The sequence below is a fragment of the Dokdonella sp. genome (genome assembly GCF_041395345.1).
Taxonomy (GTDB): domain Bacteria; phylum Pseudomonadota; class Gammaproteobacteria; order Xanthomonadales; family Rhodanobacteraceae; genus Dokdonella.
The window spans coordinates 25,201-51,180 of record NZ_JAWLAR010000021.1 but is presented as its reverse complement, the minus strand read 5'-3'; the positions used below and the strand labels follow the sequence as shown (position 1 = coordinate 51,180).

Here is a 25,980-nt window from a genome sequence, read left to right as displayed (position 1 = left end):
GAAGGCAAGCTCAAGCGGAGCAGGTCGAGCAGCGCATGGGTTTGCTGACACCGACACTTTCTTTCGATGACCTCCAAGGACGCCGATCTCATCATCGAGGCCGTCTACGAGGAACTCGGCGTCAAGGAATCGGTGTTCAAGCAGATCGATGCGATCGCCAGGCCCGGCGCGATCCTGGCCAACGGCCTCCACACTCGATGTCGACAGGTCGCGCGTTCGACGTCCACAGGACGTCGTCGGCATGCATTTCTTCAGCCCGGCCAACGTGATGAAACTGCTCGAAGTCATGCGGCGAGAAGACTGCGAAGATGTGCTGGCGACGGTGATGGCGTTGCCGGGGCGATTCGCAAGACCGCCGTCGTCTCTCAGGTGTCTGCGACGGCTTTATCGGCAGCCGCATGATCGAACAATACGGACGCCAGGGCGGCTTCCTGCTTGACGAGGGCGAAACGCCGCAACAGGTCGACAAGGCCATGGAGAAATCGGATTTGTTATGGGCCCGTTCCGGGCATATGACCTCGCCGGGGCAACGATATCGGCTGGGCCATCCGCAGCGCCGCTATGTCGAGAAACCCGACATGGTCTATTCGGAAGACGGCGGACCTACCCAGAAGTCGGACGTTTTGGCCAGAAGACCGGCAAGGGCTGGTACGACTACAAGCGCCCGGCGACCAGTACCGCCTACCCGCTGTCCGACGAGGTAGCCGCGATTCTCGAGAAGAAACGCGTGACCTGGGCCTGAAGAAGCGCGACATCAGCGACGAGGAGATCGTCCAGCGCCCGTCTTTGCGCTGGCCAACGAGGGCGCGGATACTGAGGAGGTATTCTTCGTTACGCGCTGGACATCGACATCGTCTATCTCACCGGATACGGCTTCCCGGTGGCGTGGCGGACCGATGTTCACGCCGACACGGTCGGCCTCTGCTAACGTCCCTCGCGACCATGCGCGGATTTTCGCGCGGCTATCAGGGCGCGAGCTGGGAACCTGCACCGCTGCTGGTCGAGCTGGCCGAGGCGGGCAAGTCGTTTACGGGCTGACTGGGTGTGCTCAAGGAGAAACAGTCAATTTCACCTGCATGAGCGTGACAATCGATCATGTGATCTCCCGCTGGCGCGTGGAGAAGCGCCGACAGGCTGATGAGGGAGTCAATCTAGCGAATTCCGCCATGTTCGCCCAACATGCATCTCCACCTCATCCTGTTCGGGACCTTCTCCCGCCAGCGGGAAGATGTAACGAAGCTGCATTCTGCAATCAAATCGAGGTTCATCGTGAAACAAGCCGTCATTGTCTCCACCGCACGCACCGGCCTGGCCAAGAGCTGGAAGGGCGCATTCAACATGACCCATGGCGCGACCCTGCGGACATGTCGTCCAGCATGCCACTGAACGTGCCGGCATCGCCGTCGATGCAGTCGAGGCAGATGCTGATGGCTGCGCCTGGCCCGAAGGCGCGACTGCGCAACATCGCGCGCCAGATTGCCATCCGTGCCGGCTTGCCGGTCAGCGTGCCCGGTGCGACCGTCAACCGGTTCTGCGCCTGTGGAACCGGCCTGCAGACGATCGCCATGGCAGCCCAGCGTGATTGCCGGCGAAGGTAAAGCTGCTGCTTATGGCGGCGTCGAGAGCATCTCCTGCACGCCAACCTGCACATGATCAGGACGGCTGGATCATGGAACACAAGCCGGAGATCTGGCCGGCTCGAGCGCAGACCGCCGAGATCGTGGTTCTTCTTTTCAAAGCGCTACAAGATCGACCGCGAACGCCGCATCGCGGGGCGGAGAGCCAGATCCGCGCAGCAGCAGGCGGCCGCTGCCGGCAGGCGCTACCTGACGATGAATCGTGCCGATCACGGTGACCGCGGGAGCCCGCTGATCCAAACCCGCCAGCTCGGCATACGCGAAGTCACGATTTCGGCCGATGAAGGTGCATCCGTCCGGATACAACGTATGAAGGCGTCTCGAAGATTCGCACGGTCTTCCGGCGGCAGGCCATCACGGCCGGCAATGCCAGCGTTTTCCGACGGGGCGTCGGCTGTGGTGGTCATGGATGGGGATGTTGCGCAGAAGCGCGGCAGCATCAAGCCGCTCGGCCTCTTCGCGGATTTGCCGTGGCCGGTTGCGAGCCGGACGAAATGGGCATCGGGCCTGTCTTTGCGGTTCCGAAGCTGCTCAAGCGCGCCGGGCTCACGGTGGACGACATCGACCTGTGGGAACTGGAATGAAGCCTTTGCCGTGCAGGTTCTCTACTGCATGGACACGCTCGGCATTCCGCACGACCGCATCAATGTGGACGGCGCGCCATCGCAGTCGCGGCCATCCCTATGGCGCGTCAGCGGCGCACGCCTGGTCGGGCATGCCCTGATCGAAGGCAGATGCCGCGGCGCCAAGCTCGTCGTCGTAACCAGGCATCGGCGGCCAGGGTGCAGCCGGCCTGTTCTGATAGGTCCTCTGAGGCCGTGACCGATCTGCTGCTCTCGCGTCGCGATGTCGATTTCCTGCTCTATGAGTAGTTGATGTCGAGTCCCTGACGGCAGCCGCACGCCACGCCGACCACGGGCGCGAGACCTTCGACGCCGTGCTCGACACGGGTGCGCGCCTTGAATGCTTCGCGCCGCACTACCAGAAATCCGATCGCAACGAGCTCCCGGTCTGATGGCGAGACTTGGTATCGATGATCGCGAGGTGAGAAATCGGCACCGAAGCCTTTGCCTCGACCGGCCTGGATCAGCCTGCTCGATTACGAGCCGCCGGTGGCATGCAGGTGCCCAAGGGTTACCAGAGTTCGCGGCACTGGCCTGGCTGTGCGGCGAATGTCGGAACCAGTGTGCCTATCCGCTGCTGACCATGGGCAATGCCAGGCTGCTGCTGGCACACGGCACGCAGGCGCAGATCAATGCGTTTGTCCGGCCCGAGCTGGAGGGCGCTTCTTCGGCACGGCGCGTGCCTGTCCGTGGAACCGGTAGGTAGGGTCCTCGTTGTCGGATATCACGACACGCGCCGAACCGGATGGCGATTCCGTGTACGGGCCCCGCTATCGAATTACCGCAACAGATGCCGGATCTCAGTGGCGCACCACGAGCCTTCGGAAAACATCGTGCATCTCCGTGCTGGCCAAGGTGCCCGACGAAAACGGAAAGCTGATTGCAGGGGTCATGTGGGCATTCAAGCGATGCTGGTGCCGGGGTGAAGTTCCTGGTCAACGAGGATGGAAGTCTGGGCGAGCGCAACGACGTTCAGCTGGCCGGCATCAATCACAAGATGGGCTATCGCGGCACGATCAACTGTCTTCAATTTTGGCGAAGGCACCGCTACGCGCCCGAAGGCAAACCCGGCGCGATCGGCTACCGTGTCGGGTGCAACCTGCACCAGGGCCTGGCCTGCATGTTCCACATGATAACACGCACGCATCGGCGTCGGCATGGGCGCCGTCGGCCTCGCCATGTCAGTTACCTGCACGCTCGAATACGCGCGCAATCGTCCGCAGGGCCGACCGATCGGGCCGGAAGGAAGAGGATCCGACAAAGCCCGCAAGCGCAAACGCGCATCATCGAGCACGCCGATGTCCGATCGCATGCTGCTGGCACAGAAGTCGTATGTTGAAGGCGGGCTGCTTTCAACCTGTATTGCGCACGCCTCGTCGACGAAGCCGGAATTAGTGATCGACCAGCTGAGCGCGCAGTCAGCTGACCCTGTTGCTCGATCTGCTTACGCCCGTTGCCAAGAGCTGGACCTCGCAATGGCGGCCTTGTAGCACGATCTGGCCATCCAGGTGCATGGCGGCTGGGCGGCTACACGCGCGAGCAGCTACAAGGTCGAGCAGTTCTATCGCGACAATCGTCTGGTCCCATCCATGGCGGTACCCTATGGCATCCAGGGTCTGGATCTGCTCGTCGCAAGGCTGTCGGGCGTGCACGACGGCGCGGCATCAGGTGATGTTCGCCGAACGCGTCGGCGCGAGCCTGACCCGCGCGTCGAAGGCGGAGGTGCCTGCTCGACCATGCCGATGCGCTTCAGGCGCGACTGCAGCGGTTGACCGAGGCCGTCACCGCGCAACTCTGGGCCGCCGGGGATGCAAACGTCACCCTGGCCAATGCCAGCCTCTACCTCGAAGTATTCGGACACATCGTCATTGCCGGATCGATCTGCCTCGAGCAGGCGCTCGCCGCCGAAGGCAAGTCCGGTGACTTCTACGACGGCAAGCGCGCCGCCACGCAGTATTCTCTTCCGCTGGGAGTTGCCCAGGTCGATGCCCAGCTCGACCTGCTCGCCAGCTCGATCGCACCACCCTCGACATGCAGGACGAATGGTTTTGATGAGCGGCCGTTTGATCCATGCGAGCCGACCGACCTCCGCCGTCATCCCGGTTTTCGCCAGGACATGGACGGCGCTCAAGATTGAAGTCATCCCGATGAGCGCACAGAACCATCAACGGACTGGCCGACCTCGGCATGGCAAGGAAATCGCTGTCAAGAATGGTTGCTTGTCGACCAGGCGCGCAAGCATCCAGGCCTTTGCCGACGCCACCGATGACCACCAGCGGATTCATCTCGATGTCGAGCGTTGCCGTCGCGAGTCGTCTTACAGGCACCGGATTGCACATGGCCATCTGGTCCTGTCGATGTTGCCGGCGATGTTCGAATCCAGCGTGCGCATCGACGGCCTGTCCATGTCGATCAATTACGGACTGGATCGGGTGCGATTGCCGGCACCGGGTGATTTGGGCAGCGTATCCGCGGCCGCCTTGTGCTGGAAACTCGACCCGGTCGCCGGCGGCATGTAGGCGCACTGGCCGCGACCATCGAGATCGAGGGCGGTGACAAGCCGGCCTGCGCTGCTCAGATGCTCGCGCGCTTGCATCACCTCGGCCCACAACACCTCAGGACTGAGAACTCACATGGATCTCGCATTCAACCAAGAAGAGCAGGCGTTCATGAAGAAGTTCGCGCTGCTCCTGCGCGACAAGCTGCCGGATGACATACGCCTTCGCGTCCACCTTCGGCGACCACAGCCATACTCGAGACGACATCGAACTGGCAAAAATACCAACGCACGCGGTTGTGCGCCGGCCTGGCCTGCCGAGTTCGGTGGCACCGGCTGGAGCAAGGCACGGCAGTTCATCCCCTGAAACCGAATGCGTTGGCCGATGCTCCGGCCCAGCTGGCCTTCGGGGTCAAGATGGTGGCACCGGTGATCATGCGTTTCGGCAGCAGCGAACAGCAGCAGCGCTTCCCGCCGCGCATCCTTGCCGCCGAAGATCGGTGGTGCCAGGGCTATTCCGAGCCGGGGTCAGGCTCCCGACCTGGCATCGCCGAAAACCAAAGCCGAACTGACGCGATCACTACGGTCAACGGACAGAAGGTCTGGAACATCGCCGACAGTTTAAGCGACTGATCTTCGTTCCGTCCGTACCGATGCCAGCGGTAAGCCGCAGCGTGGCATTTCGTTCCTGCTGATCGACATGAAATATTTGCCCGGAATCAGCGTGCGTCCGACGCGCCTGCTCGACGGTAGCTACGAGGTCAACGAAATCTGGTTCGACAATGTGCGCGTTCCGGTCGGCAACCGCATCGGCGACGAAAATGCGGGCTGGACCTACGCGAAGTACCTGCTCGGCTATGAAGGCACCAACATCGCCGGGATCGGCGCCAGCGCGAATTGCGCCGCCTCAAGCAAGATGGCCGGCTTGATCGAGCGCAATGGCCGTCGCTTGATCGAGGATCCGGTTTTTTCCCTGCGCATCGCCCAGGTCGAAACTCGAACTGAAGGCGCTCAACAGAATACTAACCTGCGCGTGATCTTCGCCGAAGAACAGAACCACGCGCCTGGACCCGAGGCTTCGATCCTGAAGACGCGGCACCGAAATCATGCAGCGCATCACCGAGCTGCAAGTGGAATCGCTGGGCGCCCGCGCCCTGATCGCCGATTCGCCGACCAGGATCTGGCGAAGATGTCTCAGCCACTGAGGCCTATCTGAACCAGCGCAAGCTGACGATCTTCGGCGGCTCCAACGAATCCAGCAACATCGACGCGCAGATGATCCTTCAGGTTTGACGGAATCCCCATGGATTCTCATTCAACGACGAACAACAGATGCTGCTCGACACGACGCAGCGTGATTCCTGTCCAGCGAATACGAATTGATCAGCGCCAGGAAGCTGCTCGATTTCGGATGCAGCTGGTCGCGCGAACTCTGGAAGCAGCTGGGTGAACTGGGCCTGCTTGCCGACATCCCCGAAGCCGATGGTGGCATCGGTGCCGGTCCTGTCGGCGTCATGCCTTCGTTTCATTGCGGCAGTCGGCCACTTGGGCCTGGTCCTGGAGCTGCCTTCGTCGAGCGCGATCGTGGCTACCCACAGGCCATCGTGCAGCTCGGGTCCGATGCAGCGGCGCTTATGCTGCCGGACATGGCCAGCGGTGAAAGCATCGCCGTGCTGGCTCATGACGAGAAGCGGGCGGGCATCGATTTTTCGAAGATCCGACACGCGCCACGCAGCATGAAGGTTGACCCCGATGGTGAAGCAAGAGCGTGGTTCATCACGCGCCGATGGCAGATCTGTATCTGGTCTCGGCACGTGTCGACGACGGCAGTCTCGGCCTGTTCGCCATCGACGCCGGCATCACGGCGTCAGCTTGCGCCCAAGGGCACCTCGTCGACGGACAGCGCGCCGCCGATCTCGCACTCGACAACGTCCTTCTCGAGCCCGATGCACGCCTCGGTGGTGATGTCGAGGAATCCTCGATCCGGGTCGTCGATCGCGGCACTGCCGCGCCTGCGCCGAGGCCTTCGGCGCGCTTGACCGCATCCTCAAGGCGACCATCGAATACAGTCGTTCGCGAAAGCAGTTCGGCATGCCAATCGGCAGTTTCCAGGCCCTGCAACATCGCATGGCCGACATGCTGATGCAGTTCGAGCAGGCGCGTTCGATGATGTATCTGGCGACCGAATCCTGCAACGACTCGAACGCGGGCGCGCGTCGCAGGCAATCGGAGCCAAGGCGCTGATTGGCCAGGCCGCCTCGGTTCGTAGGCCAGCAGGCCGTGCACTGCACGGTGGTGGCTGGTAGCGTCAGGTACAGCGTGCCGATCCGATGTCAGCCATTGCTTCAAGCGCTCGCTGGCATTCGAACTGCTGGCACGACCGACGAACATCTGGAAATGTACCGTTCGGCGTTGCAGGAAAGCTGAACCGATGTTCTCCCTGTTTGCGGAACGCAATCTCGAATTATCAAAAGGCAGGAAAAAGGTGGCGGCTGGCCATGAGTGCGAAACGAAACCTGTTTGATTCGATGGACGCACCGCGCTGATTAACCGGCGGCTCGCGTGGCCTGGGCCTGCAGATGGCCGGCACTGGGTGACTATGGTGCGCGTCTGGTCATCTCGGCGCGAAAGTCGGACGAGCTCGAGAAGGCCAGGCTCATCTCGAGGCACGCGGCATCGATGTCGAATGGGTCGCAGCCGACGGCGGCAGGGAAGAGTCCATCACTTCGCTGGTCGATGCCACGCTGGAAAGCTCGGCCATGTCGGCAATCCTGATCAACAGCGCTGGCGCGAGCTGGGCGCAGCGGCCGAAGACTATCCGGTCGAAGCCTGGGACAAGGTATTCAACCTGAACATCCGTGGCCTGTTTCTGTTGACCCAACAGATCGCCAAACGCTCGATGATCGGACGGAGGCAGCGGTCGCATCATCAACATTGCCTCGATCGCGGGTCTGCGCGGCAACCCGCCCGGCGCCATGAGGTGATCGCCTACAACACGACCAAGGGCGCTCTGGTCAATTTCACGCGCACGCTGGCCGGCGAGTGGGGCGCCTACGACATCACCTGCCGTCAATGCATTGGCTCCCGGATTCTTTCCGACCAAGATGTCGAAGGGCCTCATCGAAAGCGTCAGTGCGGAATACGCTGAAGAGCCTTGCGCCGCTCAACCGCTTCGGCGAGGAAGATCTCAAGGGCGCAACCCCCTGTTCGCTTCCCGGATGCAGGCAAGCACATTACCGGCCAGATTCTCGCCGTCGATGGCGGGGTATCGGCGGTATGAGCATTCAGGATTTCAGCGGCAAGAAGGTGGCCGTCATTACTGCCAGTGCCAGCTCGGGCTTTGGCCACGAGTTCGCCCGACTTGGAGCCGAACTTGGCATGTCGCTGGTGCTTGCCGATGTGCAAGCCGAAGCCTTGCAGGCCGTTTCGAGCAGGAGAACTCGAATCCGGCAGGGCCGTGTGCTGAACCAGGTTCTTGATGTTTCCGACGCAGCCCAGGTTGACGCCCTGGCCGAAGCGACTGCGAAAACGTTCGGCGAGGTGCACCTGCTGTTCAACAATGCCGGCGTCGGCACGGCAGGCCTGATCTGGGAAAACAGTGTCGCCGACTGGCAATGGACGCCGGTATCAACCTCTGGGGGCGTGGTCCATGGCATGCGTGCCTTCGTACCGCGCATGCTCGCGTCGGCCAAGGCGTCGCCCGACTACCAGGGACACGTCGTCAACACCGCATCGATGGCCGGCTTGCTCAACCCGCCAGCGAGCGGCATTTCCCAGAGTGCCGTCGTGTCGCTGTCGGAATCGCTTCATCACGATCTCTCTCTGGTAACCACGCAAGTGCATTGTTCAGTGCTGTGTCCGTTCTACGTGCCGACAGGCATCAGCACTTCACAGCGCGGAACCGGCCCGCGCAGCGGCTTGTGCGGAACCGCTTACGCGCTCCCAGCGGGTCGCTCAGGCAGCCATGGACAAGGCCGTCCATTCAGCGGGCAAGATCAGCGCGGCCGATGTGGCCCGCATGACCTTCGAGGCCGTGCGCGAGTCGCTTCTATATCGCCTCACACCCCCAAGGCGCTCGAAGGAGTGCGTCAGCGCGCCGAGGATATTGTTGCAATGCGCAATCCGACCGATCCGCTGGCGGCCTGCGCGAAGCAATGATCAAGGCGCTGCATGAGTAGGCTGGAATCGAGCAAAACAACAGGGATTCCGGGCTCAGGGCCGAGCCGATACGGACAGCCAGTTGGCGGTCTCGGGCGCGTGGCATGCCCCGGACGATCAGGGCCGACGATTCGACATGCTGCAGGTGCCGCAGAGAGGTGTCCCAAACGGCTGGGCGAAAGTTTCATTTTCGTTAAATGATCTGTGCTAGGTTCACCGCAACAGGCCGCAGGCCCTTCAAAGCAGGGCGACTCGGAACGTGAAACAGAGTTTCGAAATTGAACAGGATTCGATAGCAAGCGTCACAGGCATCACGTAGTCAGGCAGCCAAGATTCGGGTCGCGGGGATCCGGATGGAGGCACAAAATCTTCGGGGAGGATGAAACCGTAAGGGAAATCAGTCAAGTTGGGCCGCCAGGCCTTGGCGTGATCAATTGTTGTCGCTTTGGCCGGCGTTCCACTTTCTTGCGCAGGAGGATTCGGATCAGCGCAGAGACGACATGACGGACGACGTCACCGTGCTCGGCGGCACGGTCGTCACTGCACCGGCGCGAAGAGCAGTTGCAGGACGTGCCGATCACGATGAACGCGTGGTGCCCCAGCAATTGATGAAGGACGTGGGCCGCGATATCGGAACCTGCAGATCGTGGTTACCGGCCTCAGCGTCACCAGCACCAGCAACGAAGCGCAAACCACGGCGCGCGCATTCGCGGTGTCGGCACGGTTGGCGACAATCCGGGTCTCGAGTCTTCGGTGGGTGTCGTCATCGACGGTGTCTACCGCGCACGCACCGGTGTCGGCTTCGGCGATCTCGACCAGCTTGATCGCATCAAGTACTGAAGGGTCCGCAAGGCACGGTGTTGGCAAGAATACTTCGGCCGGCCTGATCAACGTCATCACCCAGGCACCGCTCAACCTGCGCCAGACGACAGCCAACGTCACCGTGGGCAAACTACGGGAGCCATCGGACTCGATGCCAGCTACAACGATCAGGTCGGTGAGAATTCCGCATTCAGCATCGCCGGCACGACGCGCCAGCGCGATGGTTTCCGTGGACGTGAACACACGGGCGTCGGTCCGCGCACCAAGACCGACGATGTCACCCAGAATTTCAATTCCGTTCGCGGACAGCTGATGCTGCGCCCGAACGACGCCGTCGATATCCACGCATCATCGGCGACTATTCCACGCGCGACGAATACTGCTGCGTGGGCGTGACCACGGTTCGCGGCCCGACCGCGGCCATCGTCAATGCCCTTGCAGGCGGCAACGGCATCGTTCCGGTCGCCGACCCGTCGGACTATCTGGCTTATGCCAACCGTGATACCAACCAGGAAATAACGGACCAGGGCATCTCGGCCAGGTCAACTGGTATACGCCGTGGTTCGGCGATTCCACTTTCACTTCCATCACCGCTGCGCGGCTGGGATGCCATCAGCGGAACCGACATCGACTACAGCGGTGCCGATATCCTCTATCGCGTGGGCGAAGACAAAGCATATGTGGAGTTCGAGACCTTCGGCCAGGAGTTCAGGCTGACCGGCTCGAACGGCATCGTCGACTGGATGGTCGGCATATTACGGCGACGAGGATCTGACCCGCAACGAATCGGTCACCATGGGCAATGCCTATGAACCCTATCTGTCGATTGCGCTGATCAACAACGTGGCCAGCCTGTTCCCGGCCGGCGTGGTCGACCTGGCTTAACCCGGGCGCATTCCTGGCCCAGGCAACCAGCCTGCCGCCCGGAACGCTGTATACGGGCCAGGGTTCGCTTGATCTCTACAAGCAGAATGCAAACGGCTTTGCGCTGTTCACGAACGAGACTTTCCATGCCGCAAACGCGCTCGATCTGACCGTCGGCCTGCGCCCTACACCGGCGAGGACAAGAAACTCACCTCGAACTGCAGCAACCCGAATGGGTCGACCGGCTGCAGCGCGGCACTGGGCAATCCCGAGCAACTCGGCGCCGCTCTCGTCGCCCGGTGGCGTCCGGCTGCGGCAGCGCCATCGGTGATCCCGACCCTGATCGGATTCATGTGTGCCTGCCCTGGGCCAATCCCTGCACAACGGCCGCAGCACCCAGCAGGATGAAAACGAGACGGAATGGTCGGGCACGTTCAAACGGCGTATCGCTGGAACAGTCGTTCATGACTTTCTTCTCGGCTGCGCGTGGCACAAGGTCCGGCGGCTTCAATCTGGATCGCGTGCAGACCTGCGACCGGCCTGAGCAGCGGCGGTGCCGGCATTTTCACCGTCGATGACACCTCATTCCCAGGCGAGTTTGCCGACAGCTACGAGCTCGGCTTCAAAATCGACTCTGGCCGACGGCAACCTGCTCCTGAACGGTTCGCTGTTCTACACCGGGATTCACCGACTTCCAGCTCAACAGCTTCCTCGGCACCAGCTACGTCGTGCGTTCGATTCCCGAGCTTACCGTCAAGGGCGCGGACCTCGATCTGATCTAAATACCGGCGTGGAAGGCCTCCAGCATGCAGGCGGGCATCACCTATCTCGATTCGAAGTATGGCGATGATCCCTTGCCGGATGCCGGTCTGGTCCTGCTCCCGGGCGCACGCGGCGGCTTCGCCCCGGTGGCAGGATTCAGAGAGTTTGCGCTCACTATGAATGGCCGTTCGCCGACACCTGATGATCGCTTCAACATCGCTGCTCGCTACACGTCCGAGTACAACACGGGCTCCGATCTCGATCCGGAAAAGCTGCAGGACGCCTACACCCTGGTCAATGCACGCATCCGGATTCGGTCGTGCGGATGGCTTGTGGATGCTGGAACTGTGGGGACAGAACCTGACCGACGAAACCTACCAGCAGGTCGGCTTCGACGCGCCTGCAAACCGGTTCGTGGAATGCCTTCCTCGGCGCCCGCGCACCTATGGCATGACCCTGCGTCTGAAGTTCGGTGATCACACCTGCGCGACACTCCCCGCGGCCGATGCCGGGCGCGGATTGCCCGCGCCATCGGGTCGGCCCGCAGGCCGATAGCGACGCCGCTGGGCTTCTGCAGTCCGTGCGCTGGTGGAACCCCAGTCGCGCACCGCATGCCGGCGTCACGACAACGTCCCTATAATGAACCAACGTTGCAGCGGGGCCTGATGTGGACGGTGGCAGCACTTCTCGCATCCAGTCATTGATCGAGGACAGCGCGCTCGGGCGCCTGGACGTGTGCCGGCCGCGCGCTGCGCTGGCACCCCTGGTCAGCCAGCTCTGGTTCGGCGAAGGCCAAGTCAACTATCGGCGCGATCGCATCCTGCCCGGCGGCGGCAGTTTCCTGGCTGATCAACCTGGGCCCCACCCAGTACCGCATCGAAGCCGGTCCACCGGAGCGCATCGCCAATATTGACATCTGGTTCTGCGGCATGCACCAGACGCCGATTGAAACCGAAGAGTCCCCTGATGGCGGATCGATCCTCCGGGATCGCCTTCCGCGGACACGGCGTTCGTCCCTGGCTGCATGTCGATGCGGATCATTGTGCGGATCGCGTCCTGCCGCTGACGGATCTGCTCGGCGACAGCGCGCTGGTGCTTCGCGGGTAGCAGTGCCCATCGACGAGCCGGCGCTTTGGCATGGTCGAAGAGTGGCTGATGCAACGCCTGCAGCCGCGATTCCGAGACCACCGGACTCGCCGTTGGGCGCTGCACCAAATTGAATCGAGCTACGGCAGGACCAGTGTCGACGCGCTGGCCAGGCAAGCCGGCGTCAGCCGCAGGCATCTGGGTCAGACCTTGCGCCGTGAAATCGGACTGGGCAGCAAGTCCTGGCCCGCGTGCACCGCTTCAAGTTCGCCCTGCAATGGCTGGGGCGCTGCGAGCGCATTCCTGGGTCGAGCTGGCAGCGCACTGCGGTTACTACGATCAATCCCATCTGATTCAGGACTTCAGACCTTCAGCGGCATGTCACCGGGCGAGCTGGTCCGCGTTGCGCGCGCGACCTGACAGCAGCATCGTTGTGGCGCCGTGAGTCGGGAATCAGGAGCCGGATGGCAGGATGGCGGAGGCCAGGGCGCGTCCGGGACCAAGCAGCCGAGCGCAGCAGCGTATCCAGGGCAAATCCAGCCCGGGAACTCGAGCCACGGATCGCCTGCACCGAACGGCGCCGCTACCGATCACATTTTCCAATACACGATGGCGCCAAGACTGCCGTCATGCTGTCCTTCAATCCATCCGACAGGAGACTACCCGTACCCGAGTTCAATATCTGGGCGGTCATCGCCGCCGCCTCTTGCCTTCGTGATTGGCGGACTGTGGTATTCACCGGCCTTGTTCGGCAAGGTCTGGCAGCGCGAAGCCAGCATCAGCGATGAAGAGTGCCAACATGCCGATGATCTTCGGCCCTGAGTCTGGTCCTGGGTCTGATCGCTGCGGTCGTGTTTGCCCTGTTCCTCGGCCCTCGCCCGCCGTTGGCGCTTGGCCTGGGCGCGGGGTTCGCTGCAGGCCTGTGCTGGGTCGGCGCCAGTTTCGGCATCAACTACCTGTTCGAAGGCAAGAGCCTGAAACTGTTCCTGGTCAATGCCGGCTATCACACCGTGCAGTTCACCGTGATCGGCCTGATCCTGGCCTTGTGGCCCTGAGCGGGGGCCTGCTTATTTGCGCCTGCTTTTGAGTTGATGGATGAGTTTTTCACAACCGGAGCACCACCTCACTCTCTTGCGTGGCCAAGAGAAAGTAACCAGTGCGCTGCTCCGGCAGCAGTGGCCACTCAAGGAGAAGTGACTCGCCGCAGCAGGCGTGTAGAGCACCTTGAAGTCTTCCGCCTCGGCCAGATACAGGCCTCGTCGGAATCTGGTCCTGGAAATTTCCAGAGGTTTGTAAACACCCTCTGAGACTCGAGGGAACTTGAGAGCTCAAAGCTCTCCGATTCCCGATTCCCGATTCCCACTCCCTATTCCCGGCTCCTAGTACAGGAACTCGCCCGGAACACCGGATCGACATCGTATTCCACGGCCCGTTGTACAGGGCCAGCTTGCACTCGGCGGGTGTTTCGTTGGCTTCGACGATCTCGTCAACGGGTCGAAAGTGGCTTTCATCAACGCCCTCGACACTCATGCGCGCCCGGTTGCGCAGTCCCTGCGCGGAAATCTTCAGGGCCTCGGCGGCGATGTCGCGCAAGCTGCCGTTACGGAATGGCAGCTTCAGCCCATGTTTCGGTACGCCATCACGCAGGGCATTGCGTTCCTCGCGGGTGAAATCCTTGACCAGGTCCCAGAGCGGCATCGAGCGCGCTGCGGTCATACAGCAAGCCGACCCACACAAGGCAGGCAGTGCGCATAGCCGATTCCATGGTCCGCCATCGGCGCCGCGCATTCCAGGAATCGCTTCATGCGAACTTCCCGGGAAGGCGGTGGTCATGTGATCGACCCGGTCCGGTCATGGTCGGGGTAGCACCCGGCAGCTGCCTGGATTCGCCGCGCATGAAACTTCTGAAGGATTCGCCGGCGAGGTCGTGGTAGATGCCATCACGATAGCTGAAGTACATCGGTACGTCGAGCATGTAGTCGACGTAGCGCTCGTAAGATCCGTCCTCGAAGACGAAATCGAGCATGCCGGTGCGGTCAGGATCGGTATCGTCCAGATGTGCGAGCGATAACTGAGGTATCCGTTGGGCTTGCCGTTGGTGAACGGCGAATCCGCAGGCAGGGCGGTCGCGATCGGCTGCAGCGCGAGCGAAGTACGGAACTTCCGCACCATGTCGGCTTCGTCCAGAAATCGAGGATGACTGAACCGTGCAGGTGCGCGTCATCATGTCGAGGCCAAGATCTCCCTGGTCGGCATGTAGCGCCGCGTCATGGCGTAAGCGACAACGCCGGCATCCACGGCATGTCCTCGCGTCGCCATTTCGGCTGGAAGCTGTACCGAGAAACCACCAGGGTTGTCAGCGACGGTTTCACTTCCTTGAGGTGTGTGTGTACTTCGCTGCAGGTCTGGTGGATGTTTTCCAGCGGGGCGCCCAGCCCCCTCGACTGCCCGGCCGGTTCCAGGGTCACGGACGCACCATTGCGCGACAGGGCAGCAGCTTGTCCTTCTCGACCACGCGCTGCCAGCCGAATCAGGTCAGCCGCCCAGCAGGGCGCCAATGCTTGCGGACCCTCCCAGGTCAGCGGCCTGAGATTGTCGAGTCGAAAACCGAATTTTTCGTGTTCGGTGCCGATGCGCCAGTCGCGCTCGGGCTTTTCACCGGCAGCGATATAGCCCGCAGTTGCTCGCGGCGAGTGATCGGCTCGCGGGTTTTTCCTGGGTCCGGACATGCCTGTTTCCTTCTCTGCCAAGACGGCGATATGGGGCCGCTGCGGCCGCGCGCAAGTGAGCCGAGTGTGGCGAGGACATGCTTTGGGACTGGCCGGGCCACCAGTGACGGAAGGCAGGTCGAGCCAGCCTGAGATGACCGCGCGGGCTTCGTCCAGGCCGGTCTTGGCGGTCGAGGAAAACAGCTGGACGCTGACGGCAGCAGCATCCGATGTCGCCGAGGTCGAGGTCCTTGCGCACGGCGCTCAGGGTCCTAGCAGCCTCATTGCGCGACAATTTGTCCGCCTTTGTCAGCAAGACGTGACAGGGCTACGATGCCGGCTGCGTAATCCAGCATCTGGCGATCGAAATCCTTCAGCGGGTGACGGCTGTCCATGATCAGGACAAGGCCCTTGAGTGCTTCCCTGGAACGCAGATAACCGTCGACCATGCCGCGCCACTGATCGCGCACCCCGACCGGAACCTTGGCGTAGCCATAGCCGGGCAGGTCCACCAGCCGGCGTTCGTCGTCCAGAGCAAAAACATTGAGCAACTGGGTGCGGCCGGGGGTCTTGCTGACCCGAGCCAGCCCCTTGTGGGTCGCGAGTGCATTCAAAGGCACTGGATTTGCCCGCATTGGAGCGGCCGGCGAAGGCCACTTCGGTGTGGTCGGCCGGCATGTCACGCAGACTGGCCACTCTTGGAATTTACCGTATGGAGGATATGCATGGGCTGGGTCGCTTGCTCGATCGGTTGAGGGCCGTTTGACCGGCCTCCGGCTGACCCGGATAATTCGGGGGTTTTTCGCCTTGGCGCTGCCCTCGAAATCTTTGGCACGCATGGATTTTCCGCCTATCCGGAGTCAGTGTATGAGTTTTTCCGCGAGTTTTTGCCTTGGGCGTGCTGTTCTGCGCCACACTGGCCCATGCCGAGACGCCCGGCAACCTCCTGCTTGGTGACGCTGAAGCCGGCGCATCCAAGGCCGCTGCCTGCGGTGCCTGCCACGGCATGGACGGCGAATTCCGTCGACGACCTATCCCAAGCTGGCGGGCCAGAACGAAGCCTACATCGTCCGTCAGCTCAAGCATTTCAAGAGCGAGCGCGCCAACCCGATCATGGCGCCGTTTGCCATGACCCTGAGCGAGCAGGACATGCACGATCTCGGCGCCTACTTTGCCGGCAAGCAGGCGACTCCTGGACGAGCCGACGAGGTTTTCGTCGAACGTGCCCAGCTGCTGTACCGGTCCTTTGACGCCAAGCGATGCCGGCCTGCATGGCCCTGCCACGGACCCGCCGGTCGCGGCATCGCCGGAGCAGCCTGCCCGCAGTTGTCCGGCCAGTGGACCGACTACGTCATGGCCAAATTCGGCGAATGGCGGCGGAACGGTCTGGGGCAGTGACGAGAATGCCAAGATCATGCCCGATATCGCCAAGCGCCTGAGTGAAGACGTCCGCTGCGCGCTGGCCTCCTGCGCACAGGGCCTGCACGCCGCGCCAACTGCCGCGAGAAGAAGTGACTTACACGATCGTTCAGCGCGCGCGCAGGCAGCTGCTGTGCAGCTCGCCCTCGCGCGCCCTTGTTGCGGAGCACACCTCATGCTGAAGACACTTTTCGCCCTGGGCCTCGGTCTGGGACTTGCCGCCGGGGCTTCGGCCCAGGCACCGACCGAATGGCAGGAAGGCAAGCACTACACCCTGATCGAGCCGGCGCAGGTCACGACCACCGGCGACAAGGTCGAAGTCCTCGAGGTGTTTTCCTACGCTGTCCGCATTGCAATGAAGTCGCGCCACTGGTTGCGGACATGAAGAAGCGTCTGCCCGCCAACGCGGAATTCGTCTCGATCCCGGCCCAGTTCGGTTTCGAGGCCTGGAAGACCTATGCCGCGCGTTCTATGGCACAGGCGCTGGGCATTCTCGACAAGTCCCACGATGCCATGTTCCGCGCCATCTACGTCGACAAGAAGCTCGACATCCGCTCGCCGACTTTCGCCTCGCTCGCCGAGTTCTACTCGCAGTACGGTGTCTCGGCGGGTTCGCCTCGCGTTCGTTCGCCATCGAAACGCGACTCAAGCTACAACGATGCCCTGATCAAGGCCTATGGCGTGGAAAGCACGCCGAATTTCGTGATCAATGGAAAGTACCTCGTCACCGGGCAGACCGCTGGCGGCTACGCCAGCATCGAACCCTGATCAAATACCTGATTGCCAAGGAAAGCCAGGGCAGCTGATTCACCGAGATCCCGCCCTGCGCGCAGCGGCGGGCCTTCTGCCGCCCGATTCGCTGTCTGACAGCCGTATCCGATTACCGAGGAGAGAGTTCCGATGCTGAAATACCTGCCCAAGATGCTGGTTGGCGCACTGCTTGCCCTTACCTTCAACGCCTGTGCCCAGGAGCATTCGGACCACGCCGCCGCGGCGCCGTGGCTGCGAAGCCGGCAAGAACTGCCTTCCTGATCGATCCGCCCCCGTGACTTCCAGCGGCGACAAGATCGAAGATCCTCGAGGTCTTCAGCTACGCCTGCATCCATTGCGCGCACTTCCAGCCGTACGCAGACGAGATCAAGTCAAGTTGCCGGCCTATGCGAAATTCGACTATCTGCCGGCGATCTTCAGCGATCAATGGGAGGCCTTCGCGCGTGCGTTCTCGGCACCAAGCCATGGGCATCCAGGAAAAGAAGACCCAGCAGGCCATGTTCGATGCGATCCACCGCGATCCGTCGTGCATTTCGTTCGTTTGGCGACATCTCGTGACGTTCTACGGAGAGCACGGTGCGGATATGAAGTCGGCCAGATCGCCTATTCCTTCGAAGTCTCCGAGCAAGCTCGCACTCGAAATGGTGCCCCGAAAACTCGGTGTGGACGGCACACCCAGTGTGATCGTCAATGGCAAGTACCGAATTACCGGTGCCTCGGCCGGTGGCCACCCCAGGTCTGCCCTGGTCGAGTATCTGGTCAAGAAGGAACACGACGAAAAAGCTGCAGCCAAAGCCGGGAAATAGGCATCTGCGGCAAGTTATCCTGACCAAGGCCGCCTGATGGCGGCCTTCGTTTTCAAAGGCCCCCGATGGCCTCTGTCGACGACAACAGCACCGACAGCGAGCTGATGACCGAGAACTGCCCACCCGCGATTCATCCAGCCCCAGCAGCCTGCGGGTACTGAGTTGCAACATCCTCGCTGGCGGTCAGGTCAAGCGCTATCGGGAGTACGTCACCCAAAGCTGGAAGCATGTGCTGCCAACGGGCAAGCGTGCCAATCTGAATGATCTGGCGGACGTCCTTTGCGATTTCGATCTGGTCGCCCTGCAGGAGGCCGACTTCGGTTCACTGCGCTCGGGCTTTCTCAACCAGACCGAATACCTCGCCGAGAACGCGGGCTTCCCCTACTGGAGCCATCAACCGAATCGGCGCGTGGCCAAGGTGGCTGCATCGAGCAATGGCTTGTTGTCGCGAATCAAGCCAGCGGAAGTGCTCGATTACCCCCTGCCCGGGCGTATTCGGGGCCGTGGCGTTCTGTTTGCGCGCTACGGCAGTGGCAAGCACTCCCTGGTGGTGCTGGTGGCGCATCTCTCGCTCGGCCCGCAGGCACGAGCGCATCAACTCGGCTATATCACCGAGCTGCTTGAAGGCCACCCCCATGCGCTCCTGGTCGGCGACCTGAACACGCCCATCGAAAGTCCCGAGTTGCGCGCCCTGTTTGCGCGCACCTCGCTGCAGCCACCGGAAAACCCGCCCGCCACCTTTCCGAGTTGGGCCCCGAACAGGGCGATCGATCACATCTTCGCGTCTTCATCGCTGCGGGTCGACGATCTCAGAACCCTTCCGCAGCTGGTCTCGGATCACTTGCCGATCGCCGCCACGATCCATTTGCCGGCTACCCTGCGCATGGAGCAATCGGCAAGCAACGCCGGAACCGAATAGGCCTGACCTGGCAACGCTCACTGCCTTTGGTCATCCCGGCGCAAGCAGGACCGAGAACGAAGAGGCCGCAACGAACATTCGCGTAGCGGCTGGCCCGACAAGCGTGCTTCGGTAGCGGTATGCAATGCGAAGTCTTCCGAGGGGCAATGGACCTGGATATTCAGCCTGCACTTGCTGTTGTCCGAGCAAAAGCATGGACTTGATGCTGCGTGAAGGAATTGCGAACCCTTGGTGGAGTGTGGTTCGGGCAGAATCGAGAAGTCACGCATGGTTTCTTCATCCCGGCGAAGGACGGGATCCATTTTCGGGATGGACAGAGTCCAGATGGATACCGGCTTTCTCCCGACTGCAATGAGCCTGGGCCGAAGCGCTTCACAACGGCGAATCCGGTCAGTGGCCAAGGTCCGACCAGGGCCATTCCTGCCTCAACCTCAAGCCATCACGACACGATTGCGACCCTCCTTCTTGGCCTTGTACATGGCCGCGTCGGCGCGCTGCAGCAGTTCCATTGCGGAAGCATGATCATTCGGCATGCTCACCACGCCGCCGATGCTGATGGTCAGGCGCAGGGATTCGCCCTGGCTGGGCAACGCCGATTCGGCAAGCCTGATCCGGATCGACTCGGCCAGGCCTCGTGTCGCGGTCTTGTCGAAGCCGGGAAGGATCACGACGAATTCCTCACCACCGTAGCGAATGACGCTGCCATCCTGCCCGACAAGCTGCTCGATGTGTCGTGCCACGATACGCAGGCAATCGTCGCCGACCAGATGCCCGGCCTCATCGTTCACGTTCTTGAAGTGGTCGATGTCGGCCACCAGCAGGGCCAGCGATCGCGAGCTTGCGCGGCACTCGGCAAGTACGGTTTCGAACGCCGCGTCGAAGTAGCGCCGGTTGTAGACGCCGGTCAGGCCATCGCGCAGGCTCGATTCGCGCAATCGATCGTTCGCGACCGCCAGTTCGGAGAGCGTGGTGGAGAGTTCGCGGGTGCGCTCGCCGACCCGCTGCTCGAGCTCATTCCTTGCCGATTGCACGATACGCACGTTTTCCTCGCGCAGTTCCGCAAAACGGTAGGCCAGGGCAAACGAAAGCAGGATCATCTCGAGCGCGGAACCGAGCTGGATACCGTACTCGGTCGCGAAGACCTTGGGCAGCAGGCCGAACGAAACCATCGCATAGGCGGTCACGCCGACCAGCAACATGCTCCAGGCGAAGAGGAGGATTTTCGCCGCAGGGTCACCGCGTCGGGCGAGGATCAGGCAACTCCCCAGCATCATCGCGCTTCCCGGAATCACGGATGCCGTTCCGAGCAGAATCGCCACCCGGTAGTCGATGAACATCGACAGCAGGAACATCACCGCATGGAAGGCCATGAATCCGAGCAGTATGCGATTGCCTGCCGGAAGGCGCGTGCGCAGATCGAGGAAACGGCGCACGAACTGATGCATGCAGAGCATCCCGAGCGACATCGACATCGGAACGGCGACGTTGGCCAGCCACGGCGATTGCGGCCAGAAGAACTCGAACGCAAGACCGTTCAGGCAGAACAAGGCCATTCCGGTACCGCTGACATGCAGCACGTAGAAGAAATAGTTCCAGTCTCGCAGCGACAGGAACAGGATCAGGTTATAGAAGAGCAGGGCGAGCAGGATGCCGTAGTAGAGCCCGACGCCGAATTGCGAATCGCGGGCCAGCTCGAAGAACGCTTTTTGCGAATAGAGCGTCAACGGAACCTGCATCGAACTCTTGCTGCGCACGCGGACGAGCAGGTCGGCCTGCTCGAAGTCGGCGAGGTCAACAATGAAGTTCGGTTCGCGGTAGCTGAAGGCGCGATCGCTGAACGGACGAAAATCTCCCGATGTCGCATGCGTGATCGAGCCATCGGCACGACGGAGATAGACGTCGATTTCATCGAGCAGGACATAACCGAGTACAAGCACCTGTCGATGCGCCAGCGGGTTTTCGTTGATCAGCCGGACATGAAACCAGTAGGTGCCATCGACAAACCCGAACGTGGCGCTGCCATTTGGCAAGGGCTGGAATTCCTCGCTGCCGAGCTGCCTGAACAGATCCTCGGCACCGGCACTGGAATCGGGGTCGACGAGATAGGAGGTGCCGGGCGCAAGGTCAACAATCTCCTGTCCCGGCTTGAGCACCACGGGTTTTTGCGCAGCTTCGGTGGCGCCTGCCAGCAGCAATCCGATTCCGACCATGGCGAGCAGGCAGACGCGCCATCCGGACCGCAGCTTGTTCCATCTCCGGGATGCTGGCCTTTTCACGCCTCCCCCTGTTGGAAAGTGCCTGGCGCACAGCGACCGGGGCCGCCATCTCCGCATCCGATGTTACGCGTTCTCGTCAGGGTCACGCCACAAGTCGGCCCAGCCGCGTGGTCCCAGCGTGCGCAGGGTCGCCATGTTGCGCCGGTATATCTCTTCACTGTCGGCCATCGCGTCGACCGCTTTCTCGATGCTGGCTTCGCGCAACAGGTGAAGGACAGGGTGCGGAGAGCGGTTGCTGAAATTCTCGATGTCATCGGCAGAGGTACCGGCAAACTGGTAGTGCGGATGAAAGCTGGCGACCTGGATTTCCCCTTCCAATCCGAGCACCTCGATCGCAGCGTCGGCCTCGTCCAGAAAGTCGTTGAAATCGAGGAAGTCCGCGAGCACATGCGGAATGATCAGCAAGGTCGTCTCGCAATCGGACGCATCGGCCGCACGCAGGCTTTGCAGTTCACTGCATAAATCATCGAGAAGCGCTTCGGTATCGACGGCCTGACTGACCCGGTAACGAATTCGTTGCGAGACATGAGGCGCACGAGCGAACGGGCACAGATTGAGGCCAATCACGGCGCGCTCGATCCATTGCCGGATGCTCGCGATGGCCGTGCGGTCGCCTTCGGACAACTGCTCCTGATCCGCTTCGCGAGTCATTCCTGCTCCGTTTCGGCAGCAAATACACGCTGGATGCCGCCCGGGTCGAGGGTGCGCCATGCGCCCTCTTCAAGGCCGTCCAGAGTCAGGCCTCCGATGGCGACGCGATGCAGGTGCAAGACGTGGTTTCCGACCGCAGCAAACATGCGCCGGGCCTGGTGGTAGCGGCCCTCGTGCAGGGTCAGGCGTGCCTTGCGCGGAGCCAGCGCTTCGAGCTCGGCGGGCAGTAGAGGCGTCTGTTCGGATTCGAGCATGAGATTACCACTGGCAAACGTGCCCACTTCATCGCCACGCAGATCCTCGGCCAGCTCGGCCTCATAGACTTTCGCGATCCGTGACCTGGGCGAAATGATCCGGTGCAGCAGCGCGCCATCGTCAGTCAGCAGCAGCAGACCCGTGGTTTCGCGATCCAGCCGGCCCACGGTCGACAACTTCGGATTGCGCAGGGCAAAGCGTTCCGGCAGCAATTCGTGGACAAGCCGTCCTGTGTCCCTGGTCGAGCAGGTCACCCCTGCCGGCTTGTTCAGCACCAGGCAAAGTCCCTGGGGCGGATCAAGCGGCTCACCGTCGAGGCGGATCTCGGCGTGCTCGCGCTTGTCGTCTGCGTACAGGACCTCGCCGTCGGCATCGGTTACGCGGCCCTCGCGAAACATCATCGCGACTTCGCGACGACTGCCGTATCCAAGGTTGGCAATCATCCTGACCAGCCTCATGCGCGGACTCCGCTGGCCTGAAAGACCTTGAAGCCGTCCTCGAGTGCGCATGTTTCCACATGGGAGAAGCGGGCTCTCAGCGTCGCCTCGTAGGGCAAATGACGGTTGGCCACCAACCACAGGCTGCCGGATGCATTCAGCGCATCCGCGGCGACGGCAATGAAAGCCTGCCCCAGTTCGGGTTGGTCGGCACGGCCCTGATGGAACGGCGGATTGCTCACGATCGCATCGTAGCGACGCGACAGTCCTGCGGTGACGTCGTGCCAATGCACGTTGATTTCGATCTCCCTGCCGCTTTCGGCGCGTAGTGCCTCGAGATTGCCGAGCGCCGGTTCTATCGCCCGCGCCTCGGCCTCGTAGAGGTCGAGGGCGGTAACTCCGGGGCATCGGCGCAGGACTTCACCGGCAAGGTAGCCATAGCCGGCGCCCAGGTCGGCGATCCGACCCGAGAGATCCTTCGGCAAGTGGGCGGCCAGCAAGGCCGAAGCCCGATCGATTCGGTTCCAGGCGAACAGACCGGGCCTGCTCAGGTAGCGACCGCCGGCTATGGTTCTTGGTGCGTCCAGCGCCAGCCACTCCGAGAGCAGATCGTGGTCGATATTCGAGTCAACGGGCGAACTCCAGAAGACCCGACAGTGATGCTTGGAAAGCACCTGCGCGGAGCCAGCCAGCTTGCGGAAGTCGGATTCTCCGGTACGCGCACCCTCACTGTTGGCCATCGCGGCAAGCACGGTGCCACCGGGCAGACCATGCAAGAGCGCGCGTGCCAGCAAGGCCCTGGCTTCATCGCGTTGCCTCGGAGGCAATACCAGCACCAGCGGGAATTTCTCGCCCTCAAGCGGTTCACGTACCTGAAGTCCCGAGCGTTCAAGCGCTGCGGCGAACGGCTTGAAACTCTGCTGGCAGACCCATTCCTTGCGCGAATGTCCGTACCACCAGTGCCCGTCGCGGGCCCGCAGGAACAGCACGCGATCGTCTGCGGGCCAATCAACCACGCCTGCGCCGAGCGCGTGGTGCAAGGCATCCAGCGCAGCGTCCGAAGTTGCAGTGGAAAGTGTCGCAGACAAGCGGGGGGTTCTCGGCGCGTCGGGAGTGCCGCAATTCTAGCCGTTGCCCGGCTCCTCGAGTCTGAAAACTCTTGCAACGCGGTTGCCGGCTTGCAATCGAATCCCCTTGGGACCCGATCCGGCGGCGCGATACACTGGGCCGATGAGAAATCGAAAAGTCGCGACACCATCCCTGTACGCAACCCTGCTCTGTCTCTTTTCCATCGCTACCAGCCATCAGGCTCTCGCAGCCAGCGACCGCAGCGAGCAGCGCCAGCATTACCGCAACGCCATGCACGCGATCGAACGGGGTCCGGCCGACGCCTGGAAGCCGTACGTGGTCGACCTTGCCGACTACCCCCTGCTTCCCTATCTCGAACTGGCCCTGCTCGAGCGCGGCAATGCCACACCTTCCACCGCCCAGGTCCAGGCCTTCAACACGCGCTGGCCGGACACCCTGGTCGCGCGAACCCTGACCGAAACAACACTGCGTGCACTTGCCGACAAGAGCAACTGGCCGGCCTTTCGCTCGCTCTGGGTGGACAGCCAGGCCATCGACCTTCGTTGCGCACACCAGCGCGCGCGCATTGCTGCCGGAGAGAAGCCGACCTACGCGGAGGATATCGAGTCGCTCTGGATGCAGCCGCGCCCGACACCGTCGATGTGCGAACCCCTGTTCACCTGGGCACGTCAGAACGGCGAACTCGACGATGCCGAAATCTGGAAACGCATCGAGGCGGCCGCCGAAGCCGCCAATCCCGGCACCGTATCCACCATTTCCAGCCTGTTCGATGCAAGCGACAGGGCCGCGGCGCAACGCATTGCCGCCAGCGTGCGCGATCCGGCCGGCGCACTCGCCAAGGCCGGCAGCTGGACCGATACGCCGCGCAATCGCGATGCCGTTTCACTCGGCATGTATCGCTATGCACGCAAGAACAGCGCTGCAGCAGAAGCACTCTGGGACAAGCTCGAGAGCAAGTTCAGCTGGACGCCGCAACAGAAGAATCGGGTCGTCAATGCGATCGCCATCTATCGTGCGACGAACTACGGCGACGATGCTCTTGCGCGACTCAAGGCCTTGCCGGACGACGCGCAGGACGATACATCACGCGAATGGCGGGTGCGTGTAGCACTGGCCAAGCTTGACTGGAATGAAACCCTGGCCGCGCTTGATGCAATGGAACCGGAACAACTCGCCGATGCACGCTGGCGCTATCTGCGCGCACGCATGCTGAGCAAGCTCGGTCGCGACGCCGAAGCGGCACCCGAGTTCGCCGCGGTCGCAAGCGAGGCCAACTTCCATGGCTTCCTCGCCGCAGACTGGATCAAGGCCCCGTATTCGATTTGTCCGTCGACGATCAATGCCGACAAGGCCGCTGAGCAGGCGATGGCCGTACAGCCCGACCTCGCCCGCGCATTCGAGTTTTACGCCATGGGCGAGCTCACCCCGGCGCGACGCGAATGGAGTTTCGCGCTGACCAAGTTCGATGCACAGGAGAAGCTGCTGGCCGCGGATCTGGCCTACCGCAACGACTGGTACGATCGCCCGATCTTTCTGCTGTCCTCCGACAGCGACACCCTCACCTACTACGAGCAGCGCTTTCCGCTCGCGCAAAGGCCACGAGTCACCCGGGTCGCCCGCGAGGTCGGTGTCGACCCGGCCTGGTCCTACGCGATCATCCGCGCCGAGAGCGCCTGGATGAGCGATGCACGCTCACACGCCGACGCCTACGGACTCATGCAGTTGCTGCCGAGCGTTGCCAACAAGGTTGCCAAGTCAGCGAAGCTTCCCTACTCCAAGCCCAGTGACCTGTTCGAACCCGGACTCAACATTCAGCTTGGCACGATGTTCCTCGGCCAGATGGCACGCCAGTATCAGGGCAGTCCGTGGCTTGCCAGCGCCGCCTACAACGCCGGCGGCGTCCCGGTCGGACGCTGGCTCGGCGCACGCCCCGATCTCGAGCCGGACTTCTTCATCGAGACCATTCCGTACAAGGAAACACGCGACTACGTCGCCCGCGTGCTCGCGTTCAGCGTTCTCTACGACTGGCGTCTGAACGGCAAGGTCATACCGTTGGCCACGCGCCTGCCCAAGATCGGCCAACCGTACAAGGCACCGAAGGACGACGCCCAGCGCAAGGCGGTCGTCTGCGCCGCGCCTGCGACGACTGCGGCGAATCCGCAGGGTGGCGATTGATCGGCAAGGTCTGGCCCGGTTCATC

The 25,980-nt window shown here is 62.2% G+C and carries 32 protein-coding genes and 3 pseudogenes; 26 read left to right on the top strand and 9 right to left on the bottom strand.

What is annotated here, in order from left to right; genetic code table 11:
• Positions 1-66: 66 nt before the first annotated feature.
• The 3 genes and pseudogenes from R3F00_RS16440 to R3F00_RS16430 all read left to right on the top strand — a co-directional run.
• Positions 67-171: pseudogene (locus R3F00_RS16440) on the top strand (3-hydroxyacyl-CoA dehydrogenase NAD-binding domain-containing protein); the annotation flags it as partial.
• Complete coding sequence (locus R3F00_RS16435) at positions 149-439, top strand: 3-hydroxyacyl-CoA dehydrogenase NAD-binding domain-containing protein (protein WP_371282874.1); 291 nt, start codon at positions 149-151, stop codon at positions 437-439. The pseudogene R3F00_RS16440 and the gene R3F00_RS16435, both read left to right, overlap by 23 nt.
• Positions 440-493: 54 nt before the next feature.
• Entirely contained in the window at positions 494-742 is a 249-nt protein-coding gene (locus tag R3F00_RS16430) for a hypothetical protein (protein WP_371282848.1), read from the top strand.
• A 591-nt stretch (positions 743-1,333) separates the two neighbouring features.
• Here R3F00_RS16430 and R3F00_RS16425 read toward each other — a convergent pair.
• Positions 1,334-1,567: a hypothetical protein gene (locus tag R3F00_RS16425; protein WP_371282847.1), complete on the bottom strand. Its 234-nt coding sequence runs from the start codon at positions 1,565-1,567 to the stop codon at positions 1,334-1,336.
• Positions 1,568-1,927: 360 nt separating this feature from the next.
• On the opposite strand from R3F00_RS16425, the gene R3F00_RS16420 reads away from it, so the two are divergent.
• A complete protein-coding gene (locus R3F00_RS16420) occupies positions 1,928-2,221 on the top strand; it encodes a hypothetical protein (protein WP_371282873.1) in 294 nt (97 codons plus the stop codon).
• A gap of 940 nt (positions 2,222-3,161) precedes the next feature.
• Here R3F00_RS16420 and R3F00_RS16415 read toward each other — a convergent pair.
• On the bottom strand, positions 3,162-3,440 hold the full coding sequence (locus R3F00_RS16415) for a hypothetical protein (RefSeq protein WP_371282846.1): 279 nt from the start codon (positions 3,438-3,440) through the stop codon (positions 3,162-3,164).
• Positions 3,441-3,558: 118 nt separating this feature from the next.
• On the opposite strand from R3F00_RS16415, the gene R3F00_RS16410 reads away from it, so the two are divergent.
• The 11 genes from R3F00_RS16410 to R3F00_RS16360 all read left to right on the top strand — a co-directional run bounded on the left by R3F00_RS16410 (position 3,559) and on the right by R3F00_RS16360 (position 8,915).
• The gene (locus R3F00_RS16410; protein WP_371282845.1) at positions 3,559-3,750 is read left to right on the top strand and encodes a hypothetical protein; all 192 of its coding nucleotides are present in this window, start codon (positions 3,559-3,561) and stop codon (positions 3,748-3,750) included.
• A gap of 18 nt (positions 3,751-3,768) precedes the next feature.
• On the top strand, positions 3,769-4,032 hold the full coding sequence (locus R3F00_RS16405; RefSeq protein ID WP_371282844.1) for a hypothetical protein: 264 nt from the start codon (positions 3,769-3,771) through the stop codon (positions 4,030-4,032).
• Positions 4,029-4,397: an acyl-CoA dehydrogenase C-terminal domain-containing protein gene (locus R3F00_RS16400; protein ID WP_371282843.1), complete on the top strand. Its 369-nt coding sequence runs from the start codon at positions 4,029-4,031 to the stop codon at positions 4,395-4,397. Before R3F00_RS16405 ends, R3F00_RS16400 begins: the two co-directional genes overlap by 4 nt.
• The gene (locus R3F00_RS16395) at positions 4,303-4,779 is read left to right on the top strand and encodes a MaoC/PaaZ C-terminal domain-containing protein (protein ID WP_371282842.1); all 477 of its coding nucleotides are present in this window, start codon (positions 4,303-4,305) and stop codon (positions 4,777-4,779) included. Before R3F00_RS16400 ends, R3F00_RS16395 begins: the two co-directional genes overlap by 95 nt.
• A 114-nt stretch (positions 4,780-4,893) precedes the next feature.
• Positions 4,894-5,124, top strand: a complete 231-nt coding sequence (locus R3F00_RS16390) for a hypothetical protein (RefSeq protein WP_371282841.1) — start codon at positions 4,894-4,896, stop codon at positions 5,122-5,124.
• An 11-nt stretch (positions 5,125-5,135) separates the two neighbouring features.
• Entirely contained in the window at positions 5,136-5,390 is a 255-nt protein-coding gene (locus R3F00_RS16385; protein WP_371282840.1) for a hypothetical protein, read from the top strand.
• A 67-nt stretch (positions 5,391-5,457) separates the two neighbouring features.
• On the top strand, positions 5,458-5,973 hold the full coding sequence (locus tag R3F00_RS16380) for an acyl-CoA dehydrogenase family protein (RefSeq protein WP_371282839.1): 516 nt from the start codon (positions 5,458-5,460) through the stop codon (positions 5,971-5,973).
• 163 nt (positions 5,974-6,136) lie between these two features.
• On the top strand, positions 6,137-6,796 hold the full coding sequence (locus R3F00_RS16375) for a hypothetical protein (protein ID WP_371282838.1): 660 nt from the start codon (positions 6,137-6,139) through the stop codon (positions 6,794-6,796).
• Complete coding sequence (locus R3F00_RS16370) at positions 6,732-7,001, top strand: acyl-CoA dehydrogenase family protein (RefSeq protein WP_371282872.1); 270 nt, start codon at positions 6,732-6,734, stop codon at positions 6,999-7,001. Before R3F00_RS16375 ends, R3F00_RS16370 begins: the two co-directional genes overlap by 65 nt.
• A 442-nt stretch (positions 7,002-7,443) precedes the next feature.
• The gene (locus tag R3F00_RS16365) at positions 7,444-7,905 is read left to right on the top strand and encodes an SDR family NAD(P)-dependent oxidoreductase (protein WP_371282837.1); all 462 of its coding nucleotides are present in this window, start codon (positions 7,444-7,446) and stop codon (positions 7,903-7,905) included.
• A gap of 128 nt (positions 7,906-8,033) precedes the next feature.
• Entirely contained in the window at positions 8,034-8,915 is an 882-nt protein-coding gene (locus R3F00_RS16360) for an SDR family NAD(P)-dependent oxidoreductase (RefSeq protein ID WP_371282836.1), read from the top strand.
• A gap of 537 nt (positions 8,916-9,452) precedes the next feature.
• Here R3F00_RS16360 and R3F00_RS16355 read toward each other — a convergent pair.
• Complete coding sequence (locus tag R3F00_RS16355; protein ID WP_371282835.1) at positions 9,453-10,082, bottom strand: hypothetical protein; 630 nt, start codon at positions 10,080-10,082, stop codon at positions 9,453-9,455.
• 47 nt (positions 10,083-10,129) lie between these two features.
• On the opposite strand from R3F00_RS16355, the gene R3F00_RS16350 reads away from it, so the two are divergent.
• The 4 genes from R3F00_RS16350 to R3F00_RS16335 all read left to right on the top strand — a co-directional run bounded on the left by R3F00_RS16350 (position 10,130) and on the right by R3F00_RS16335 (position 13,504).
• On the top strand, positions 10,130-10,549 hold the full coding sequence (locus tag R3F00_RS16350; RefSeq protein WP_371282834.1) for a hypothetical protein: 420 nt from the start codon (positions 10,130-10,132) through the stop codon (positions 10,547-10,549).
• 1,111 nt (positions 10,550-11,660) lie between these two features.
• A complete protein-coding gene (locus R3F00_RS16345; protein ID WP_371282833.1) occupies positions 11,661-11,918 on the top strand; it encodes a hypothetical protein in 258 nt (85 codons plus the stop codon).
• A gap of 411 nt (positions 11,919-12,329) precedes the next feature.
• Entirely contained in the window at positions 12,330-12,470 is a 141-nt protein-coding gene (locus R3F00_RS16340; RefSeq protein ID WP_371282832.1) for a hypothetical protein, read from the top strand.
• A 797-nt stretch (positions 12,471-13,267) separates the two neighbouring features.
• Positions 13,268-13,504, top strand: a complete 237-nt coding sequence (locus R3F00_RS16335) for a DUF1761 domain-containing protein (protein WP_371282871.1) — start codon at positions 13,268-13,270, stop codon at positions 13,502-13,504.
• 311 nt (positions 13,505-13,815) lie between these two features.
• On the opposite strand, the pseudogene R3F00_RS16330 reads toward R3F00_RS16335, so the two are convergent.
• Both R3F00_RS16330 and yihA read right to left on the bottom strand, forming a co-directional pair.
• A pseudogene (locus tag R3F00_RS16330) lies at positions 13,816-15,147 on the bottom strand (glutamate--cysteine ligase).
• Between the two features lie 145 nt (positions 15,148-15,292).
• A pseudogene (yihA, locus tag R3F00_RS16325) lies at positions 15,293-15,835 on the bottom strand (ribosome biogenesis GTP-binding protein YihA/YsxC); the annotation flags it as partial.
• 435 nt (positions 15,836-16,270) lie between these two features.
• Between yihA and R3F00_RS16320 the strand changes: the two are divergent.
• From R3F00_RS16320 to R3F00_RS16295, 6 genes are all read left to right on the top strand, one after another.
• Positions 16,271-16,555, top strand: a complete 285-nt coding sequence (locus tag R3F00_RS16320; RefSeq protein ID WP_371282831.1) for a cytochrome c — start codon at positions 16,271-16,273, stop codon at positions 16,553-16,555.
• Between the two features lie 196 nt (positions 16,556-16,751).
• Complete coding sequence (locus R3F00_RS16315; RefSeq protein WP_371282830.1) at positions 16,752-16,961, top strand: hypothetical protein; 210 nt, start codon at positions 16,752-16,754, stop codon at positions 16,959-16,961.
• Positions 16,958-17,344, top strand: coding sequence for a hypothetical protein (locus R3F00_RS16310; RefSeq protein ID WP_371282829.1), 387 nt, complete (start codon positions 16,958-16,960; stop codon positions 17,342-17,344). Before R3F00_RS16315 ends, R3F00_RS16310 begins: the two co-directional genes overlap by 4 nt.
• 132 nt (positions 17,345-17,476) lie before the next feature.
• On the top strand, positions 17,477-17,608 hold the full coding sequence (locus R3F00_RS16305) for a hypothetical protein (RefSeq protein ID WP_371282828.1): 132 nt from the start codon (positions 17,477-17,479) through the stop codon (positions 17,606-17,608).
• Positions 17,609-17,790: 182 nt separating this feature from the next.
• Positions 17,791-18,153, top strand: coding sequence for a hypothetical protein (locus tag R3F00_RS16300; protein ID WP_371282827.1), 363 nt, complete (start codon positions 17,791-17,793; stop codon positions 18,151-18,153).
• A gap of 115 nt (positions 18,154-18,268) precedes the next feature.
• Positions 18,269-19,072 (top strand): endonuclease/exonuclease/phosphatase family protein, encoded by an 804-nt coding sequence (locus R3F00_RS16295; RefSeq protein WP_371282870.1) that lies wholly within the window; start codon positions 18,269-18,271, stop codon positions 19,070-19,072.
• A 431-nt stretch (positions 19,073-19,503) separates the two neighbouring features.
• Here R3F00_RS16295 and R3F00_RS16290 read toward each other — a convergent pair whose 3' ends face one another.
• From R3F00_RS16290 to R3F00_RS16275, 4 genes are all read right to left on the bottom strand, one after another.
• On the bottom strand, positions 19,504-21,348 hold the full coding sequence (locus tag R3F00_RS16290; protein WP_371282826.1) for a diguanylate cyclase: 1,845 nt from the start codon (positions 21,346-21,348) through the stop codon (positions 19,504-19,506).
• Between the two features lie 63 nt (positions 21,349-21,411).
• Positions 21,412-21,999, bottom strand: coding sequence for a DUF1415 domain-containing protein (locus tag R3F00_RS16285; RefSeq protein WP_371282825.1), 588 nt, complete (start codon positions 21,997-21,999; stop codon positions 21,412-21,414).
• Positions 21,996-22,712 carry a pseudouridine synthase gene (locus tag R3F00_RS16280; RefSeq protein WP_371282824.1) on the bottom strand — a complete coding sequence of 239 codons (717 nt, stop codon included), beginning with the start codon at positions 22,710-22,712 and terminating at the stop codon, positions 21,996-21,998. Before R3F00_RS16280 ends, R3F00_RS16285 begins: the two co-directional genes overlap by 4 nt.
• A complete protein-coding gene (locus R3F00_RS16275) occupies positions 22,709-23,779 on the bottom strand; it encodes a class I SAM-dependent methyltransferase (RefSeq protein WP_371282823.1) in 1,071 nt (356 codons plus the stop codon). Before R3F00_RS16275 ends, R3F00_RS16280 begins: the two co-directional genes overlap by 4 nt.
• Positions 23,780-23,921: 142 nt before the next feature.
• On the opposite strand from R3F00_RS16275, the gene R3F00_RS16270 reads away from it, so the two are divergent.
• Positions 23,922-25,955: a transglycosylase SLT domain-containing protein gene (locus tag R3F00_RS16270; protein WP_371282822.1), complete on the top strand. Its 2,034-nt coding sequence runs from the start codon at positions 23,922-23,924 to the stop codon at positions 25,953-25,955.
• Positions 25,956-25,980: the final 25 nt, after the last annotated feature.

Excerpts from the sequence above, each read along its gene's own strand:
- R3F00_RS16435 (WP_371282874.1), top strand. The coding sequence starts at position 149 with ATGCGATCGCCAGGCCCGGCGCGATCCTGGCCAACGGCCTCCACACTC.
- R3F00_RS16430 (WP_371282848.1), top strand. The coding sequence starts at position 494 with ATGGGCCCGTTCCGGGCATATGACCTCGCCGGGGCAACGATATCGGCT.
- R3F00_RS16425 (WP_371282847.1), bottom strand. The coding sequence starts at position 1,567 with ATGGCGATCGTCTGCAGGCCGGTTCCACAGGCGCAGAACCGGTTGACG.
- R3F00_RS16415 (WP_371282846.1), bottom strand. The coding sequence starts at position 3,440 with ATGGCGAGGCCGACGGCGCCCATGCCGACGCCGATGCGTGCGTGTTAT.
- R3F00_RS16410 (WP_371282845.1), top strand. The coding sequence starts at position 3,559 with ATGTCCGATCGCATGCTGCTGGCACAGAAGTCGTATGTTGAAGGCGGG.
- R3F00_RS16395 (WP_371282842.1), top strand. The coding sequence starts at position 4,303 with ATGGTTTTGATGAGCGGCCGTTTGATCCATGCGAGCCGACCGACCTCC.
- R3F00_RS16390 (WP_371282841.1), top strand. The coding sequence starts at position 4,894 with ATGGATCTCGCATTCAACCAAGAAGAGCAGGCGTTCATGAAGAAGTTC.
- R3F00_RS16380 (WP_371282839.1), top strand. The coding sequence starts at position 5,458 with ATGAAATATTTGCCCGGAATCAGCGTGCGTCCGACGCGCCTGCTCGAC.
- R3F00_RS16365 (WP_371282837.1), top strand. The coding sequence starts at position 7,444 with ATGGGTCGCAGCCGACGGCGGCAGGGAAGAGTCCATCACTTCGCTGGT.
- R3F00_RS16360 (WP_371282836.1), top strand. The coding sequence starts at position 8,034 with ATGAGCATTCAGGATTTCAGCGGCAAGAAGGTGGCCGTCATTACTGCC.
- R3F00_RS16345 (WP_371282833.1), top strand. The coding sequence starts at position 11,661 with ATGCACGCATCCGGATTCGGTCGTGCGGATGGCTTGTGGATGCTGGAA.
- R3F00_RS16340 (WP_371282832.1), top strand. The coding sequence starts at position 12,330 with ATGGCGGATCGATCCTCCGGGATCGCCTTCCGCGGACACGGCGTTCGT.
- R3F00_RS16320 (WP_371282831.1), top strand. The coding sequence starts at position 16,271 with ATGGCGCCGTTTGCCATGACCCTGAGCGAGCAGGACATGCACGATCTC.
- R3F00_RS16315 (WP_371282830.1), top strand. The coding sequence starts at position 16,752 with ATGCTGAAGACACTTTTCGCCCTGGGCCTCGGTCTGGGACTTGCCGCC.
- R3F00_RS16310 (WP_371282829.1), top strand. The coding sequence starts at position 16,958 with ATGAAGAAGCGTCTGCCCGCCAACGCGGAATTCGTCTCGATCCCGGCC.
- R3F00_RS16305 (WP_371282828.1), top strand. The coding sequence starts at position 17,477 with ATGCTGAAATACCTGCCCAAGATGCTGGTTGGCGCACTGCTTGCCCTT.
- R3F00_RS16285 (WP_371282825.1), bottom strand. The coding sequence starts at position 21,999 with ATGACTCGCGAAGCGGATCAGGAGCAGTTGTCCGAAGGCGACCGCACG.
- R3F00_RS16280 (WP_371282824.1), bottom strand. The coding sequence starts at position 22,712 with ATGAGGCTGGTCAGGATGATTGCCAACCTTGGATACGGCAGTCGTCGC.
- R3F00_RS16270 (WP_371282822.1), top strand. The coding sequence starts at position 23,922 with ATGAGAAATCGAAAAGTCGCGACACCATCCCTGTACGCAACCCTGCTC.